This window comes from Streptomyces albireticuli, assembly GCF_002192455.1.
GTDB lineage: Bacteria > Actinomycetota > Actinomycetes > Streptomycetales > Streptomycetaceae > Streptomyces > Streptomyces albireticuli_B.
In genome coordinates this window covers 4,835,712-4,853,283 of record NZ_CP021744.1, presented here as the reverse complement: position 1 = coordinate 4,853,283, position 17,572 = coordinate 4,835,712, and the positions used below count along the sequence as shown (strand labels likewise).

Below are 17,572 nucleotides of genomic sequence, written 5' to 3'. Positions count from 1 at the left end.
AGCGAGTTGTCCCCGTTGACGGTATTGCGGCGGCTCGCGGGCGGGCGTAGGACTGTCGCACGGGGAGGCGGGCCGCACGCCGGGCCGGTGCGCGCTGCGGCCGCCCATCGGGGGCTCGTACGGGAGGGGCGGCAATGCGTACATCGCTTCGCACGGTGCGGGGGGCGCGCGGTGCCCTGGCACTCATCGCGGCGGGGGCCCTGGCCCTGACGGCCGCGGGATGCAGCGACGACGGCGGGAGAAGCCCGGTTCCGGCACCCGGCTCCTCGGACGTCGTCCCGCACACCGTCCGGCTCCCGAAGCTCAACGGCCAGAAGCTCAAGGTCACCGCGGTCTGGACGGGCGCCGAGCAGAAGGGCTTCACCAAGGTCCTGGACGAGTTCTCGCGGCGCACGGGCGCCGAGGTGGCCTTCGTGCCCAGCGGCGACGACATGTCGTCCTTCGTCGGCTCGAAGGTCGCGGGCGGGGACCCTCCCGACGTGGCGATGCTCCAACAGCCGGGCGTGCTCAGGGAATTCGCGCGGAAGGGATGGCTCAAACCGCTCGGCGACGAGGCGACGGCGGAGCTGGCGAAGAACTTCAGCAAGGGCTGGCAGGACCTCGGCTCGTACGAGGGGAAGCGCTACGGCGTCTACTTCAAGGTCAGCAACAAGTCGCTCGTCTGGTACAACACCAAGGTCTTCGACGGGGCGGGCGCCAAGGAGCCCCGGACGTGGCGGGACTTCCTGGACACCGCGCAGCTGATCGCCGACTACGGCATCCCGCCGGTGTCGGTGGCGGGGGCGGACGGCTGGACGCTCACCGACTGGTTCGAGAACGTCTACCTCTCGCAGGCGGGCCCGGAGAAGTACGACCTGCTGGCGCAGCACAGGATCCCGTGGACGGACCCGTCCGTGAAGGACGCCCTGACCGGCCTGGGGCAGCTCTTCGGCGGCAAGGGCCTGCTGGCGGACGGCAACGACGGCGCGATCCAGACCCAGTTCCCCACCTCCGTCACCCAGACCTTCAGCGGCGGCGAGGAGCCGAAGGCCGCCATGGTCTTCGAGGGCGACTTCGCGGCGGCCAACATCCTCGCCGCCAGGGCGGAGATCGGGAAGGACGCCAAGGTCTTCCCCTTCCCCTCGGTGGGCGCCAAACCCCCGGTGGTGACCGGCGGCGACGTGGGGGTGGCGCTGAAGGAGGGGCCGGCCGCCCAGGCGCTGCTGACGTTCCTCTCCTCGGCCGACGCCGCCCGGGTGTGGGCCGCGGAGGGCGGCTTCCTGTCCGCCAACAGGAACCTCGACCCGGCCGCCTACCCCAATGACGTGCTCCGTTCCATCGCCAAGGCCCTCGTCTCGGCCGGCGACGACTTCCGCTTCGACATGTCCGACCTGGCGCCCGCCTCCTTCGGCGGCAAGCCGGGCCAGGGCGAGTGGAAGCATCTCCAGGATTTCCTGAAGAACCCCGGCGACGTGGCGGGCACCCAGCGGAAGCTGGAGTCCGACGCGGCCAAGGCGTTCAAGAGCTGACAGGAGCCCCGCATCATGTCGACCGCCTCCGCGGGCGGCGCTGCGGCCTCCGGGCCGCCCGTCCCGCCCGCTGACACCCCTTCCTCCGGCCCTTCCGGCGCCGCCGGCCCGCCCGGCGCTTCCGGGAGGAAGCCCAGGAGCGCGCTGGGCACCCGGGCCTGGGTCGCCGCGCTGTTCCTGCTCCCGGCGCTGGCGCTGCTCGGCGCCCTCGTCGTCTATCCCATCGGCTATTCCGTCTACCGCAGCTTCCTCGACGCCTCCGGCGACGGCTTCGCGGGCGTCGACAACTACCGCGAGGTCTTCACCGACGAACGGATCCGCACGGCCCTCAAGAACAACGTCATCTGGGTGATCGTCGCGCCCTCCGTGGCCACGGCGCTGGGGCTGATCTTCGCGGTCCTCACCGAACGGGTGCGCTGGGGCACGGCATTCAAGATCGTCGTCTTTATGCCGATGGCGATCTCGATGCTCGCCGCGGGCATCATCTTCCGGCTGGTGTACGAGCAGAACCCCGACCGCGGCGTCGCGAACGCCGTGTGGGTGGGCGTCCACGACACCTTCAAGGCCCCCGCGCCGTTCCCCGGGGCGCACCCCAGGGACGACCGGCTGCTCACCGGGGCCGGCGGGGCGTTCACCACCCGGACGGTGGTGAAGGCGGGCACCCCGGCCGTCCTGCCCCTGGTGGGCGCGAAGCCCAAGGACCTCAAGGGCGCGCAGGCCGCGGCCCCGCCCCGGGAGGCGGCCGGGCGGGTCACCGGGACGGTGTGGCGGGACTTCACCCGGGGCGGCGGGGGGAAGCCGGGCGTGATCGACCCGGGCGAGAAGGCGCTGAAGGGCGTCACGGTGGAGGCGGTCAGGGACGGCCGGACCGTCGCCTCCGCGACCTCCGCCGCCGACGGCACCTTCACCCTGCCCGCGTCGGCGGACGGCGCGCTGCTGTCGCTGCCGGCCTCGAACTTCGCCGCGCCCTACAACGGCGTCGACTGGCTGGGCCCCTCGCTGGTCACCCCGGCGATCATCGGCGCGTACGTGTGGATGTGGGCGGGCTTCGCGATGGTCCTCATCGCGGCGGGCCTCGCGAGCGTGCCGCGCGAACTCCTGGAGGCCGCGCGGGTGGACGGCGCGAACGAGTGGCAGGTCTTCCGCCGGGTGACGGTGCCGCTGCTGGCGCCGGTCCTCGGGGTCGTCCTCGTCACGCTCATGATCAACGTGCTGAAGATCTTCGACCTCGTCTACATCATCGCGCCCGGCGCGAGCCTCGACAACGCCAATGTGCTGGCGCTCCAGCTGTACCAGTCCTCCTTCGGCACGGACGTCAACCAGGGTGTCGGCAGCGCCATCGCCGTCTTCCTGCTGGTGCTCGTACTGCCGGTGATGCTGGTGAACCTCAGGCGGATCCGGAAGGAGCGGCAGCGATGACCACCCTGGACACGGCCGTACGGGCCAAGCGGTCGCTGCCGGCGCGGATCGCCGGGCGGCTCGGCGGTGGCGTGATGCGCCTCTTCCTGGTCGTCGTCGGGCTGTTCTGGCTGACGCCGACCGTCGGGCTGCTGCTCTCCTCCTTCCGCGACAAGGGCGACATCGCGGCCTCGGGGTGGTGGAAGGTGCTGAGCCACCCGGCGCAGCTCACCACCGAGAGCTACAGCACCCTCTTCTCCAACGACACGGTGATGAAGTCCCTCCTCACCACGGCGCTGATCACCGTGCCGGCGACGGTGCTGGTGGTCTTCGTCGGCGCGCTGGCCGGCTACGCCTTCGCCTGGCTCGACTTCCCGGGCCGCGACTGGTGGTTCATGGCCGTCGTGGGCCTGCTGGTGGTGCCGGTGCAGGTCGCGCTGATCCCGGTCGCGAAGCTCTTCAACTCCCTGGGCATCTTCGAGTCGACCCCGGGCGTGGTGCTCTTCCACACCGCCTTCGGGCTGCCGTTCGCGGTCTTCCTGCTGCGGAACTTCTTCGCGGAGATCCCCCGCGAGCTGCTGGAGGCGGCCCGGCTGGACGGGGCGGGCGAGATCCGGCTGTTCCTGCGGGTGGTGCTGCCGCTGGGCGGCCCGGCGATCGCCTCGCTCGGCATCTTCCAGTTCCTGTGGGTGTGGAACGACATGCTGATCGCCCTGATCTTCGCCGACAGCGGGAACCCGCCGATCACGGTCGCGCTCCAGCAGCAGGTGCGGCAGTTCGGCGACAACATCGACATCCTCGCCTCGGGGGCCTTCCTCTCCATGGCCGTCCCCCTCGCGGTCTTCTTCGCCTTCCAGCGGCAGTTCGTCAGCGGGGTGATGGCGGGCGCGGTGAAGTGAGGCGGTGCGGTGGCGGTGGCCGTCGCGGGCGCGGGGCGCGGCTTCACCGGCGTATGCGGAGCGTGACCGCGCCCCCGCGCACGAAGACCGAGGCCCCTTCTTCGCACAGCCCGTCGAGCACGGTCGTCTTGGCGTACTCGGCGCGCTGGGCGCGGAACCACCGGGTGCCGACGGTCGCGGTGTCCTGCACGACCCAGACGCGGCTGCCCCGGGGGAGCCCGGCCAGGCGGTCGCGCAGCGCGCCGGCGGTGACCTCCTCGCCGAAGAGGGTGCCGGAGGCGGCGGGTGACCGGGCGAGGGTGAGGTCGCGCAGGCCGGTGAAGTCCCGGGGGTAGGCCAGGGCGACGCGGCGCTCGTGCAGGGGGAGGAAGAGCACCGCGTCACCGGGCCCGGCCAGCCGTCCGACGAGGGCGGCGACCGGGGCCAGCTCGTCCCCTCGGCTGACGGGCAGCCGCTCGCGCCGCTGCGCGGGGAGCTGGCACGCGAAGGCCGCCACGACGGCCAGCGCCCCGGCCACGGCCACGGCCCGCCGCCCCACCCGGGGCCCGGGCGGCCGCAGCGCCGGGACGGCGGGGAGGGCCCGGAAGGCGGGGAGGGCCTTGAGGGCTGCGAGGGCGGTGAGGACGCGGTCGGCCCCGGCGGCGGCGAGCAGCGGCACCCCGGCGAGGCAGAAGAGCAGATAGCGGTCGAGGAACAGCGGCTGGAACTGCGCGGCGCCGAAGAGGAGCACGGGCGGCACGACCGCGAGCGGCACCGCCACGGCGTTCAGCGACACGGGGACTCCGGCCCTCAGTGGCCGGACGAGCCGGGAAGCCGCCCGGGATCGTGCTCCGGACACGCGGAGGACCAGCTCGCCGACGGCGGAGGCCGACATCGAGCGGGCGCCGGCACCCGGCCCGTCCGGCGTCCGGGGGCGCGGCGCGGAGCGCGGCCCGGGGGTCCGGGGGATCGCCCCCGGCCGCGAGAAGGAGCGGGCAGCGGAGAGAACCCGCCTCCCCCGGCTCGCCACGGGTGCCAGCAGGGAGATCCCGGCCAGCACCAGCGTGACCGTCAGCACCGGCTCCCCCGGCCCCGCGAACGCGTACAGCAGCGCCTCCGCCTCCCGCCGCCCCGGCGTCCTGATCCACGACACCTGCGCGCTCTGCGCCCGCGAGACGATCACCAGCGGCAGCAGCGCGAGGCAGCAGCCGGCCGCCGCGCACCCCCAGGCCCGCCATGTGCGCCACGGCACCCGGGAGGCCAGCAGGGTCACGGCGTGCGCGGCCAGGAGCAGGACGGCGAACTCGTGGAGCAGCGCCGTCCCGGCGGCCACCGCGCCGTAGCCCGCCCAGCGCCCCGCCGAGCCGTGGTCGACGGCGCGGACCAGCAGCCAGGTGGCGAGCGCCGCCCCGGCGGCGACCAGGGCGTACGAGCGGGCCTCCTGCGCGTAGTGGCTGACGAAGGGCGTGGTGGCGTACAGCAGCCCGGCCCACAGGCCCACGCGCGGGCGGGCGAGGCGGCAGCCGAGCGCGCCGACGAGCCCGGCCGTGGCGGCGGAGGCGGCGACGGACGGCAGCCGCAGGGCGAGTTCGTCGTCCCGGACGGCGAGTACGGCGTGCATCAGCAGGTAGTAGAGGCCGTGGACGGCGTCGACGGTGCCGAGCGCGTGCCCGATCTCGGGCAGGGAGCGACGGGCGATCTGGAAGGTGGCGCTCTCGTCCCGCCACATCGTGCCCCGGTCCAGGCCCCAGAGCCCGAGGACGAGCATGACGGCGGCGGGGACGGCGACGGCGAGGACGGGCGGCCGTACCGGCAGCGGGCGACGGCGCGCGGGCGACGGCGCCGCCGTCCGGGCCGGGCCGGCGGGCACGGCCGCCGCTGCCCGCCGCCCGCCACGCTCAGCCACGGGCCGCATGACTGCCCCAGGCGTCTCGGATGTCTCGGATGTCTCGGACCGCTCGGGCGCCTCGGATGCCGCGGGCGCCGCGGATACCTCTGATGCCTCGGATGCTCCGAATGCCTGCGGGCACCTTACAAGTGTGCTTATTTAGGTAGAAATGTCTGTTATGGAGGCGTGTGACAGCGGCACCCCGGAGCCCGCACCGGGCGTGCCCCCCGGGCAGGTCAGCGTGGTCGTCATCGGCTTCGACGACGCCGCGCACATCGCCGACGCCGTACGCTCCGCCCTCGCCCAGGGGCCGGCCGTCGCCGAGGTCGTCGCCGTCGACGACGCCTCCACCGACCGCACCGGCCCGGTCCTGGACGAGCTGGCCGCCCGCGAACCCCGTCTGCGCGTGATCCACCGCACCGTCAACAGCGGGGGCTGCGGCGCGCCGCGCAACGACGGCCTGCGGGTCGCCACCGCGCCGTACGTGATGTTCCTGGACAGCGACGACACGCTTCCCGAGGGCGCGGCGGCGGCCCTCCTGCGCGCCGCCCTGCGGTACGACGCGCCTGTGGCGGCCGGCCTGTGCGTCCGCCGCGAGCTCCCGAGCGGCCGCGACACCCGCTGGCAGCCCGGCCTCTACCGGCGGGCCGCCGTCCACCGCTCCCCCGAGCACCGGCCGGCGCTCCTCCACGACACGCTCTGCGTCAACAAGTTGTACGCGCGCGCCTTCCTCGCCGAGCACGGCATCACCTTTCCCGAAGGGCCCTTCATCTACGAGGACTTCGTCTTCACGGCCCGGGTGCTGGCGGCCCTGCCACGCGTGGCGACCGTCCCGGACACGGTCTATCTCTGGCACGTGCGGCGCGACGCGGCCGCCCCCTCGATCTCCCTGGACCGCGAGCGCGTCGCCAACTGGCAGGCGCGCGTGCGGGCCCACCGGCGGAGCGTGGAGGTCTTCCGCGAGGCGGGCAGCGAGCCGCTCGCCCGCGCCGCCCGGGTGAAGTTCCTCGACCACGACCTGCGCATGTACGTCCGCGAACTGCCGGCGCGGGGGCCCGGCTACCGGGCGGAGTGGTGGCGGGTGACCCGCGACCACCTCGGCACGTACGAGGAGGCGGAACTGCGGGCCGCGCGGCCGCCGGCCCGCTGGATCGCCCGCGCCGTGCTGGCCGCCGACGCCCCGCGCGACCTGGACCGCCTGGCCCAGCTCGCCGCCCGCCCGCCGCGGCTGCTGCCGCCGTACGCGACGGCGGACGGCGCCCCGGTCTGGGCGCCGGACCTCCCCGGCGCCGCCTTGGACGGCCTCACCGGCCCGGCGGCCGTACCCACCGCCCATCTCCCGGTGGCCGTCGACGGGGAGCTGGGCGCGGCGGCGTTCCCCTGCCGCGGCCCCCGCGCCGAACTGCGGTTGCGCGTGCACGACCTCTACGGGCGGCTGACCGCCGACCCGCCGCGCACCGTCGACCTCACCCTCCGTCGCCGGGACGGCTCGGCCACGCTGCGGCGGAACATACCCCTGACCACCGAAAAGACTGCCGAAGAGACTACCGAAGAGATCCCTGAAGGGACCGCCGAAGGGGCCGCCGAAGAAACCCCGGAAGGGACCGCCGGGGAGGCCTCGTGGACGGCGAGGGCCGTCCTGGGCCTGGGCGCGCTCGCCGCGCTCGGCCGCCGTGACGGCTCCGGCGCCGACCCGCAGTCCTGGGACATCCGCGTCCAGGTGCGGTGCGCGTCCGGCGACTCCTTCCGCACCTCCGTACGCGCCACGGGCGCCCTGCGCCGCACCGCCGTGCCGAGCCCGCGCTTCGGCCTGCTGCTGGTCCGGCCGCACGCCACGGCGGCGGGCTCCCTCACCCTCCGCCTGGCGCCGGGCATGCGCTCCGCCGCCGGCATAGCCCTGCGCCGGCTGCGCCGGACGGTGAGGCGACCGGGCGGCGCGCCCCGGTAGCACGGCGGCGCCCCTGGGCACCGAGGCGCAGAGCGACGCGGCGAGGACCGCGGGGACGCGCGCGGCGATCCGTCCGCACAGGGCCCGTAGCGGCCACGCCCACGGCGGACAGCTACCACCGGCGGTCCGGGCGGCCCGGAACCGCTCCCGCGCCCCTGTCCGCCGCGCCGCTCGCGCTCCCGTTCCTGTTTCCGCTCCCACCCTGACGCCCCCTCGCATCCGCTCCCCCTGACCCCGGTCCCGCGACGGCCGCGCTACCGGTCGATCTCCTCGAACAGGGCCTCCCACCGGTCCAGCACCGCCGGCAGCCGCAGCGGCGCCACATGCTCACGCGCGGCCCGCCCGTAGCGCTCCCGCAGGGCGCCGTCCGTCATCAGCGCGCGCAGGGCCCCGGTGAACGCGGCCGTGTCGCCGGGCGGTACGAGCGTGCCCGTGCGGCCGTCCACGACGAGCTCCCGGACGCCGCCCGACAGGTCGAAGCTCACGCACGGCACACCCGAGGCGGAGGCCTCCGCGAGGGCCATGGGCCGGCCCTCGCGCTCGCTGGTGAGGGCGACGACGGACAGCTCCCGGTAGGCGGCGGCCATGTCCCGCACGCTGCCGCGGAAGCGGACCCGGCCGGCGACGCCGAGCCGCTCGGCCCGCGCCCGGAGCTCGGGCTCCAGCGGACCGTCACCGAAGAAGTGCAGCTCCCAGCCGTCGCCACCGGCCGGCCCCGGGGAACCACCGGACTCACCGCCCCCGGTCCCCCCGGTCCCCCCGGTCGCCCCGGTCGCCCCGGTCGCCCCGGCGAACGCTTCGAGAAGCCGGTCCAGGCGCTTGACCTCCTCCAGCCGGCCGACCGCGCCCACCCGCCGGGTGTCCAGCGGCGCGGGCTCACCGGGCGTGAACGGCAGCGGATTGGGCATCACCGTCGCGTTCGGCAGCCGCATGCGGCGGAACTCCGCCGCGTCGGGCTCGCTCAGGAACACCGACTTCTCCAGCTCCGGGTAGTGCCGGAGGATCAGCCGGAGGTTCTCCGAGCGGCACGCCTGGAGGAAGGACTCGTGGTACTGCCCGATGCCCCTGAGATGCGGCCGGTCCACCGCCTCCAGCCAGACCGCCGCCCAGGGCGAGCCGATGAGGACAAGGCCCTCCCGCGCGGCGGCGAACCGCCGGGCCAGCCGCTCACGGGCCAGGTCCCGCTCCCGCCGCTCGGAGCGCGCGGCCCGCACCCGGGCCGGGTTCAGCCGCTCGGCGAAGGACTCGGCCCGCCACGGCGGGGCCGGCGGCTCGGCATAGAGGGTGGTGTGCCGGTAGCCGGGGTCGGCGACGAACGTGTGGGGCTCGGGGCTGGGGCGGATGCCGATCAGATCGACGCGGTGGCCGCGCTCCGCGAAGCCCTGGGCGAGGGTGTGCAGCACGCGCTGCGAACCGCCCATGGAGTCCACGTCGATGCCGACGAGGAAGAGGTCGCGAGTGCCCACGTCAGCCCCTCCCCCCGGCGGACGGCCCGAGAAGTGGTCCGGAAGCCGGTCCGGCGGACGAGCCGACAGGTGTGGCCGCCCGCTCGTCGGCCGGCGGATCCGGGGTCGCTTCCTCGTCCACCGCCCCGCCCGGGGAGACGAGCTCCTCGAAGAACAGGTCGACCACGGCCCCGCTCGACCGCCCCGTCTCGTACGGGTTGAACCGCGCCTGGAACCTTCCGTACGCCCCCGCCCACTCCTCCCGCAGCGCGCCCAGGTCGGCCAGCCCCGCGGCCAGTTCGCCGACCGTGGTGAGCATGGGCCCGGGGGCGATCTCGGGCAGGTCGTAGTACAGGCCGCGGGCGGTGGAGCGGTAGTGGGCGTAGTCGTCGGCCCAGAGCAGGATGGGACGGCCGAGGTTGGCGTAGTCGAACATCACGGACGAGTAGTCCGTGAGCAGCGCGTCGGAGGCGAGCAGCAGGTCGTTGAGGTCGGGGAACTGGCGTCCGTCGCGCACGGCGTGGCCCAGCTCGCGGGGCACGGCGAACCGTTCGTAGTAGTGCGGGCGGACGACGACCGTCCACTCCTCGCCGGTGCGGCGCACCAGCTCCGCGAGGTCCACCCGGACGGACTCACCGGTGCCGCGGGCGCCGTCGCGGAACGTCGGGGCGTAGAGGAGCACCTTGCGGCCGTCGGGGACCTGGAGGCGCGCGCGGGCGGTGGCGGCGCGGTCGCGCTGCTCGGGGTCGTTCCAGCGGACGAGGGCGTCGTTGCGAGGCAGGCCGGTGCGCAGCAGCCTGCCGGTGTAGCCGTTGGCCCGGACGAAGGTGCGCTCGAACTCCTCGCTGGGGGCGATGAGGGCGTCCCAGCGGCCGACGGCCTCACGGTGCCGGCGCTGCCGCTCGGGGCCGGCGAGGCGGAGTTCGGGGACGTCGAAGCCCATGTGTTTGAGGGCCTGTCCGTGCCAGGTCTGGAGATAGCGGGTGCCGGGCCGTTTGCCGTAGAGCGTGGGGAAGCCGTGCGAGTCGATCCAGTAGCGGGCGCGGGCGAGCGTGCGGACGTACTCCCAGCTGCCGCGCCGGACGAGGGGCACGCCCTCCGGGTAGGAGGAGGTGGGGCCGGCGCAGGACCACACGGCGCGCAGCGGGAGGCCGCGCCGCAGGATCTCCTCGTGGAGGGCGCGGGGGCTGTCGGCGTAGCCGCGGCCTTCCAGGGCCTCGAAGACGACGAGGGTGTCGTCCACGGGAAGGCGCTGGAGCTCGTGGTACGTGAGGGCCTTGGCGCGGGGGCCGGTGACGCGGCGGGTGAGCCGCTGGACCCGGCGGCGGGCCGGGCGGAGGCGGGGGGCGGCGGTCTCGGCGCGGCCGAGGGCGCCGGTGCGCTCCCAGGTGAGTTCGAGCCGGCCGGCGCCGTGGCCCTCGCAGCCCATCCGCACGCTGTGGGCGCCGAGCGGGCCGTACTGCGGGAGGCGGGTGCGCAGCGGGGGAGGGTGGCGGGGGCGAGGAGGGGGTCGGTGCGGGTGAGGCCCATCCGTTCGAGCACGACGACGGGGTGGCGGCGGCCCCGGAAACCCGTGACGCCGAGGGGGATGCGGCGCGGGTCGAGGTCGATCTCGGCGGTGCGGGGGCCGGGGGTGCCGTCCGGGCCGAGGTGGGGCGGGTCGTAGCGGAAGGGGACGGTGAGGGGCTCGGCCGTGGTGGCGATGCGCAGTTCGGCGGTGACCGGCTCGGTGCCCGCGAGCAGCCGGGCGGGGTCGTAGGTGTGCAGCAGGACGCGCAGCAGGGGGCCCGCTGGGTCGATGCGGGCCACCTCGTGGCGCAACGGACCGGTGGTGAAGGGCTGTTCGTCCAGGCGCCAGTCGGTGACGTCGAGGCCGGCGGCGGCCTCGGGGCCCTCGGGGGGTGTCCGCCCCCAGTACACGCGCCCGCCTTCCCGGACGACGTGGCGGGGGGCGAGGTGCGGGCGGTCGAGGGTGCGGGCGCACTCGGCGGCCTCGGCGAACCGGCCCGCTTCCAGCAAGTACTGACAGACGCGCTGCTCGCGCGGCATCGCGGCGAGCGCCTCGGGGGCGAGGGTGCGCAGGTAGGGGGTGACGACGGCGGCGAACTCCGTGATCCACCACAGCTCGCGGAAGGGCAGGTCGCCGAGGTAGAGGCGGAGGTCGTGGCGGAGGAACTTCTCGTCCTTCGCGGGGCGGAGGTCGGCGTTGCCGCTCTCCTCCAGGAAGGCGTCGATGAGCCGGGCGGCGAGGACGCGGTCCATGGCGTTGCGGATGCGGTGCCGGCTGGAGGAGATGGACAGCCGGTCCGGGTCGGCGGCGAGCCACCAGGTGTAGACGGGCCAGGGGACGACCGCGAAGGTGCGGGCGAGGGTGAAGGCCTGGGCGGAGAACAGCTGGTCCTCGTAGTGGACGCCCTCGGGGAAGCGCAGCCGGTGACGGGCGAGGAAGTCGGCGCGGTAGAGCTTGTTGGTGGAGAGGTGGTCGAGGAAGTACTCGGGGGCGGCGCGGATGCCGTCGACGACCCGGACGTCGCCGAACAGCTCCGGGTACCACAGGCCGGTGGTGCCGGTCTCCTCGAAATTCCGGGTGACCTCGCCGGTGACGAGGTCGGCGCCGGTCTCCTCGGCGGCGAGCAGCAGCGACTTGCAGGCGTGGTACGGCAGTTCGTCGTCGCTGTCCAGGAACATCACATGGGGCGCGGCCGCGGCCTCGATGCCGGCGTTGCGCGGGGCGCCGCAGCCGCCGCTGTTGACGGGCAGGCGCAGACAGCGCACCCGGCGGTCGGACGCGGCCAGCCGGCGGGCGGTGGCGCGGGTGGCGTCGGTCGAGCAGTCGTCGACGATGATCACTTCGAGGTTGCGCAGCGACTGGCCGAGCACGGATCGCACGGCGCGCGGCAGCCGCTCCGCGTCGTTGTAGACGATCACGACCACGGTGACGTCCGGGCCGGGGACAGGGCGTGCGGTGGGCACAAGTCACCTCATTTCCGAGCGATCGGCGCGATTCGTCGAATCGCGGTCACTACGAAGAGAGTAGACGTGACCACTGACAGTCACCTCGTCGGCGGTCGCGGCGTCGGCCCTCTCCGCGGCCCCACCCGCGGTCCCGTCGACGGCCCCGGTGCCGCCCTCCCGGGCCGCCCGGCCGGATTCCTCGCCGACCCCGCCCGAGCCCTCGCCGACCCGGCCGGGCTCCTCGCCGGCCCGGTCCGGCCCCTCGTCGGCCACCTCTCCGGGAAGTCCGCCCCTCCCCCGCCACGTGTGCAGGCACAGCGCCCCGGCGACCCCGGTGATCATGACGATGTCCTTGAAGGCGTGCCGCCGCGAGCCCTCCAGGTACGGCCAGTGCACCCCGATGAACTGCGGCAGCAGCGCCAGCCAGAACCACACCGACCGCGCCGCGGCACCACGCACCACCACCGACGCCACCAGCGACGGCAGCACCACCAGCATGTAGTGGAGGAACGACGGCCGGGACACCAGGAACGCCGCCAGCATCAGCAGTGACGCGCACTCCACCAGCCGCAGCTCGGCGTTCCCCCCGGCCCGCCACCGGGCCCGGGCGAAGAGCAGCACCGCCCCCGCGGCCAGCACCGCCAGCCCGAAGGCCACGGGCTGCGGCACCCCGAGCCGGGGCAGCACGGCCGGCCACGAGGCGTCGAACGGGCGTGCGTAGGCGTCCTGACCGTGCAGCAGGAACGGCAGCGTCCGGGTGAAGAACAGCCCCGGCCGCGGCATGGCCAGGGCCGACAGCGTCGACACCACGGCGGGCACGCCCACGGCCACCGCCAGCGCCCGCCACCGCCGGGCGAGGACGAACAGCAGCAGGAGGGGCACGAGCATCGGCTTGAGCGCTATCGCCGCCCCGATCACGGCCGCCGCCGCGCACCAGCGCTCCCGCCGGGCCAGCAGCAGCGCGGCGGGGAAGGCGACGGCGGAGACGACCGTCCAGTTGCCGAGGTGGACGAGTCCGTGGAACGGCAGGAACACCCCGAGCCCGGCGATGACGGCCACCGCCAGCCGGCTGTCCGCGCGGACGTCGAAGATCCGCAGGGCCAGGGCCACGCCCACCAGGACGAGCAGCGCGGTGCCCACGGGGACGGCGTAGAAGAGCACCCGCTCGGCGACCGCCGTCTGGGGGACCGCCGCGAACACGGCGCCCGGCAGATAGAGGAACCGTTTGTCCGCGTACGGCGAGCCGCCGTCGAGAAGGGTCTCGGCCGCGCGCACCACGACGGCGTTGTCCATGCCCACGCGCGGGCTCTCCATCACCCGGGCCACGTCCAGCGCGCACACCACCAGCGCCGCCACCAGCACCGGCCACGGTGCCCGCCCGCGCAGCCAGCGGCCGACGGCGTCGGGCGCGCTCACCGGACACCCGCCGGGGCACGGTCGGCGGAGGCCGCGAGGACCTCGGAGGACCCGGAAGCCCAGGAGCCAACGGCAGCCCCGGAGGACCCGGAGGCCCGGAAGTCACCGGCAGCACCGGAGAACCCAGAGCCCCCGAAGCCACCAGCAGCACCGGAGAACCCCAAGGCCCCGACCGGCTCGGCACCCCCGGAACCCCTGACACCCCCCGTGCTCCCCGTGCTCCCGGCACGCGCCGCACCCCGGAAGACCGCCCCGACACCACCTCCCACAACACCAGCCCCCGCGGCCCCGAGGCCACCCTCCGCAGCACCGGATCGCCCGGCGCCAGCCCCGGACCGCCGTTCCTCTGCACCACCCACCGCACGCCGTACTCCTTGAGGATGCCGAGCCGTTCGGCCCGGGAGGTCGCCGCGGCGAAGTAGCGGTGGGTCGCCTCCCACCGGCGCCCTTCGTCGCGGAGGAAGACATCGGGGTAGGCGGGCGCGACGGTGTACGCGCCGTAGGCGGGCAGCATCCGCAGCGCGTAGTAGTCGTCGGTCAGCACCGTCTGCCCCTTGGGCACCTCGCGCGCCGCCCAGGCGAACGAAGGCCAGAGCGCGACCGCGCGCACCTGCCGCAGGACGGGCGGCACGGCGGCCGGTCGCAGCACGTACGTCAGCACCCCGGCCTGCGTCCACGCGCCGACGAGCAGGGCGGCGGCCGTCAGCGGGACGAGGGCGGCCCGCCGGGCCGTCTCCAGCGCAAGGGCCACCTGGGCGGGCACCAGGACGGCCGGCAGGATCCGTCCCCACGCCTGATGGCCGGTCACCCCGCCGGCCGCGAACACGACGAGCCCCAGCCCGAAGAACAGCACCAGCGGATCGCGGCGGTCCCGCGACGCACGCGCGGCGAGGGCGGCGGCCCCGAGCAGCACCAGGCAGAACCTCGCCGTGAGATGGGCGTAGAGCGGCCGGTGGATGGCGTCCAGACCACCCGTACCGAGCAGCGCGTAGAAGGAGTAGTACGGCCAGCAGGCGGGCACCACCAGGGCGACGGCCGCCCCGGCACCGGCCCGCAGCCACACCGCGCGGGCGGGCCACGGCCGGGCGCCCAGCAGCATCGCGACGGCGCCGAGCACGGCCACCGCGCCGGTGAACTGATGGGCCAGCAGCACCCAGGCCAGCAGCAGCCCCAGTCCCAGGAAGGCCGGCGTCCGCCAGGCACCGGCCACGGCCCGGCGCAGCAGTGCCCACAGGTGGAAGGCGAGCCCGAGGGCGAACGTGCTCGGGTAGGCGAGGGCCAGGCAGAGCGAGGTGAGCCCCGGGAACCCGCTCCACGCGAACAGCCGCACGCCGTACAGGCAGAGCAGGCACAGCAGCGCCAGCGGGACGGCCGCCCGCTCCCGAGTGAAGGTGCGCACGAACACCGCGACGCCGGAGACGAGCAGGACGAGGTCGACGAGCGCCGCCAGCCGCAGCACGGAGAACGTCCCCAGGCCGGTCGCCGAGGCGAGGAGCGCCAGCAGGACCATCCACGGCGAGTGGTACGGGCTCGGGGTGTCCTCGTCGACCAGCGGGTTGCCCGGGTGGAAGAGGTCGGCGCGCAGCCGCTCCAGGACCGCCGCGTGCATCCCCAGGTCGCCGGACCACGGCAGCCGGACGACCATCAGCAGGAGGAGGACGGCCGGCAGGAGGGCGGCGGCGGAGACGGCGGCACGCGGCGCGCGCGGGCCGGGCGGAGGGACCCCGGTGGCGGTCGGGGTCACGCGCTCAGCGGGCGCGGTGGCCGGAAGCACGGGCGGCCCTCGCGCGCAGCCGCCATGGCATGGCCACGGATTCGAGCTGGACGGCCAGGTTCATCTTCGACTCGCCGACGGTCCGGTCCTCGAAGTGGATCGGCACCTCCAGGACGCTCTGGCCCGCGCGCAGCGCGCGGTACTTCATCTCGACCTGGAAGCTGTAGCCCGCGCTGCCGACGGTGTGGAGGTCGATGGCGCGCAGCGCGTCCGCGCTCCAGAGGTTGAAGCCGCTGGTGATGTCACGGACGCGGGTGCCCAGGATCGTGCTGGCGTAGGCGTTGGCCCAGCGGGAGAGCAGTCTGCGGTGGGCGCTCCAGGCGTCGGACAGGGTGCCGCCGGGCACGTAGCGGCTGCCGACGACGACGTCCGCGCCGGTGGCGAGGGCGACGCCGAGCAACTCGGCGACCTTGCCCGCCGGGTGGCTGCCGTCGGCGTCCATCTGGAGGACGTACGCGGCGCCTTCGTCGACGGCGCGGGTCATCCCGGCGGCGTAGGCGCGGCCGAGGCCGTCCTTGGCGGTGCGGTGCAGGACGGCCACGCGGGTGCGGTCCGGGGTGTTGTACCGCTCGGCGAGGTCCTCGGCGATCTTGCCGGTGCCGTCCGGGCTGTTGTCGTCGACGACGAGCAGCCGCAGCCCCTCCAGCGGCAGGGACATGAGCGCCTCGGCCATCGCCGGGAGGTTGTCCGCCTCGTTGTACGTGGGCATGACCACGGTGGTCGCGGTGCGTCCCCACTCCTCCGGGAGCGGCGGGCCGGCGGGGCTGTGATGTGCGCTCATGTGCCTGTCCTTGTCGGTGTGGCCGGTGGGTTTCCCGGGATCGGGCGGTTCCGTACGGGGACGGTGCCGCGGGTGCGGTGGGGGCGTCACCCGTAAGGGCGGCCGTCGCCCTTACGGTCGTTCGTCAAGGTGAGCTGCGTTCGTCACGGTGAGCTGGTTCGTCAAGGTGAGCTGGTTCGTCAAGGTGAGCGTTGTCCGTAAGGCGGGCCGTTCGCCATGCCGGCCCGTCAGACGGCGGAGAAGCGGATGGCGGCGTCGGGGATGGTCGTGCCGCACCAGACGCGCGCGCCGTCGCGGAGTTCGTTGTCCGCGCCGACCCCGGCGTGGTCGCCGATCACCGCGCCGTCCAGCACGGTCCGCGGGCCCACCCTGGCCTGCCGGCCGACCATACTGGCGTGGATCCTTGCCCCCTCCCCGACCCGGGCGCCGTCCAGCACGACGGACCCGTCGATCTCTGCGCCCGCCGCGACATGGGCCCCGGCGCCGACGACCGTGCCGCCGCCGAGCCGCGCCCCGGCCTCCACACGGGCGCCGGGCAGCAGCAGGAACTCGCCCGGCTCGCCGGGGACCGCGGGCGACCGGACGACGCCCCGCACGAGGTCGGCCGAGGCCCGCACGAAGGAGGCGGGGCGGCCGAGGTCGAGCCAGTACGAGGTGTCGACGACGCCGTGCAGCAGGGCGCCGGCGGCCAGCAGCCCGGGGAAGGTCTCGCGCTCCAGGGAGACCGGGCGGCCCGTGGGGATGGTGTCCATGACCTCGCGCCGGAAGACGTAGACGCCCGCGTTGACCTGGTCGGTGACGAGCTCCTCGGGGCGCCGCGGCTTCTCGGTGAAGGCCAGCACCCGCCCGCCGGGCCCGGTGGGCACCAGGCCGAAGGCCCGGGGGTCCTCCGCCCTGGTGAGGTGCAGGGTGACGTCGGCCGCCGCCCGCTCGTGGCGGCCCAGCAGACCCCTGAGGTCGAGCCCTGTGAGGATGTCGCCGTTGAGGACGAGCACGGGGTCGGCCGGGCCGGAGGTGAGGGCGTCCGCCGCGGCGCGGACGGCGCCGCCGGTGCCGAGCGGTACGTCCTCGGTGACGTAGGTCAGGCGCAGGCCGTGGGCGGAGCCGTCGCCGAAGTAGGGCTCGAAGACCTCGGCGAGGTAGGAGGTGGCCAGCACGACGTGGCGGACGCCGGCGGCTCTGGCGCGGGCCAGCTGGTGGGCGAGGAAGGGCACCCCGGCGGCCGGGACCATCGGCTTCGGCGTGGTGAGGGTGAGCGGCTGGAGCCGGGTCCCCTTGCCGCCGACGAGCAGAACCGCCTCTGTCATGCCACTGTCCTCGCCGTTGTCGTCGCTGTCACCGCGGGCCCTGCCACCGGCACCGCGACCGGCGCTCCCACCGGCCCCGCCGTCGGCTTCTCCGAAGGCACCGCCACGGGTACCGTCACCATTACCGCTGTACCGTTTTGTCAGTTTTCGCGGCAATTTACACTACAATCTATTCTCTGCTGGAAAATGCCTGCTTTGCGTGGCGAACGTATCGGGAGAGGCCCTTGCGACCCCTGCGACCGAGGACACCCGGGACCCCCGAAGAGCCGGGGGA

The 17,572-nt window shown here is 74.7% G+C and carries 11 protein-coding genes and 1 pseudogene; 5 read left to right on the top strand and 7 right to left on the bottom strand.

Annotated features, from left to right (window positions below; genetic code table 11):
* Positions 1–134 precede the first annotated feature (134 nt).
* The 3 genes from SMD11_RS20905 to SMD11_RS20895 are packed head-to-tail and all read left to right on the top strand — an operon-like array spanning position 135 to position 3,805.
* The gene (locus tag SMD11_RS20905; protein ID WP_087927895.1) at positions 135–1,508 is read left to right on the top strand and encodes an ABC transporter substrate-binding protein; all 1,374 of its coding nucleotides are present in this window, start codon (positions 135–137) and stop codon (positions 1,506–1,508) included.
* A 15-nt stretch (positions 1,509–1,523) separates the two neighbouring features.
* Entirely contained in the window at positions 1,524–2,927 is a 1,404-nt protein-coding gene (locus tag SMD11_RS20900) for a carbohydrate ABC transporter permease (RefSeq protein ID WP_087927894.1), read from the top strand.
* Positions 2,924–3,805, top strand: a complete 882-nt coding sequence (locus SMD11_RS20895; RefSeq protein ID WP_087927893.1) for a carbohydrate ABC transporter permease — start codon at positions 2,924–2,926, stop codon at positions 3,803–3,805. The genes SMD11_RS20900 and SMD11_RS20895 overlap by 4 nt, the downstream gene beginning before the upstream one ends.
* Before the next feature lie 43 nt (positions 3,806–3,848).
* Here SMD11_RS20895 and SMD11_RS20890 read toward each other — a convergent pair whose 3' ends face one another.
* On the bottom strand, positions 3,849–5,690 hold the full coding sequence (locus SMD11_RS20890; RefSeq protein WP_324614759.1) for a glycosyltransferase family 39 protein: 1,842 nt from the start codon (positions 5,688–5,690) through the stop codon (positions 3,849–3,851).
* Between the two features lie 160 nt (positions 5,691–5,850).
* On the opposite strand from SMD11_RS20890, the gene SMD11_RS20885 reads away from it, so the two are divergent.
* Positions 5,851–7,620, top strand: a complete 1,770-nt coding sequence (locus SMD11_RS20885; protein WP_234366106.1) for a glycosyltransferase family 2 protein — start codon at positions 5,851–5,853, stop codon at positions 7,618–7,620.
* Positions 7,621–7,874: 254 nt separating this feature from the next.
* Here the strand turns inward: SMD11_RS20885 and SMD11_RS20880 are convergent, their stop codons facing one another.
* The 4 genes and pseudogenes from SMD11_RS20880 to SMD11_RS20870 form a co-directional block, all read right to left on the bottom strand.
* The gene (locus SMD11_RS20880) at positions 7,875–9,086 is read right to left on the bottom strand and encodes a glycosyltransferase (protein ID WP_234366105.1); all 1,212 of its coding nucleotides are present in this window, start codon (positions 9,084–9,086) and stop codon (positions 7,875–7,877) included.
* Between the two features lies 1 nt (position 9,087).
* A complete protein-coding gene (locus SMD11_RS36480; RefSeq protein ID WP_234366104.1) occupies positions 9,088–10,494 on the bottom strand; it encodes a CDP-glycerol glycerophosphotransferase family protein in 1,407 nt (468 codons plus the stop codon).
* Positions 10,495–11,483: 989 nt separating this feature from the next.
* A pseudogene (locus SMD11_RS36475) lies at positions 11,484–11,954 on the bottom strand (glycosyltransferase family 2 protein); the annotation flags it as partial.
* Between the two features lie 87 nt (positions 11,955–12,041).
* Positions 12,042–13,436, bottom strand: a complete 1,395-nt coding sequence (locus SMD11_RS20870; RefSeq protein ID WP_234366103.1) for a glycosyltransferase family 87 protein — start codon at positions 13,434–13,436, stop codon at positions 12,042–12,044.
* Positions 13,437–13,990: 554 nt separating this feature from the next.
* Here SMD11_RS20870 and SMD11_RS37085 point away from each other — a divergent pair.
* Entirely contained in the window at positions 13,991–14,233 is a 243-nt protein-coding gene (locus SMD11_RS37085; protein ID WP_159395336.1) for a hypothetical protein, read from the top strand.
* Positions 14,234–15,184: 951 nt separating this feature from the next.
* On the opposite strand, the gene SMD11_RS20860 is transcribed toward SMD11_RS37085, so the two are convergent.
* Together SMD11_RS20860 and SMD11_RS20855 are read right to left on the bottom strand one after the other, a co-directional pair.
* Positions 15,185–15,991, bottom strand: a complete 807-nt coding sequence (locus SMD11_RS20860) for a polyprenol monophosphomannose synthase (RefSeq protein WP_087927891.1) — start codon at positions 15,989–15,991, stop codon at positions 15,185–15,187.
* A 227-nt stretch (positions 15,992–16,218) separates the two neighbouring features.
* Entirely contained in the window at positions 16,219–17,298 is a 1,080-nt protein-coding gene (locus SMD11_RS20855; RefSeq protein ID WP_087927890.1) for a sugar phosphate nucleotidyltransferase, read from the bottom strand.
* Between the last annotated feature and the right edge of the window lie 274 nt (positions 17,299–17,572).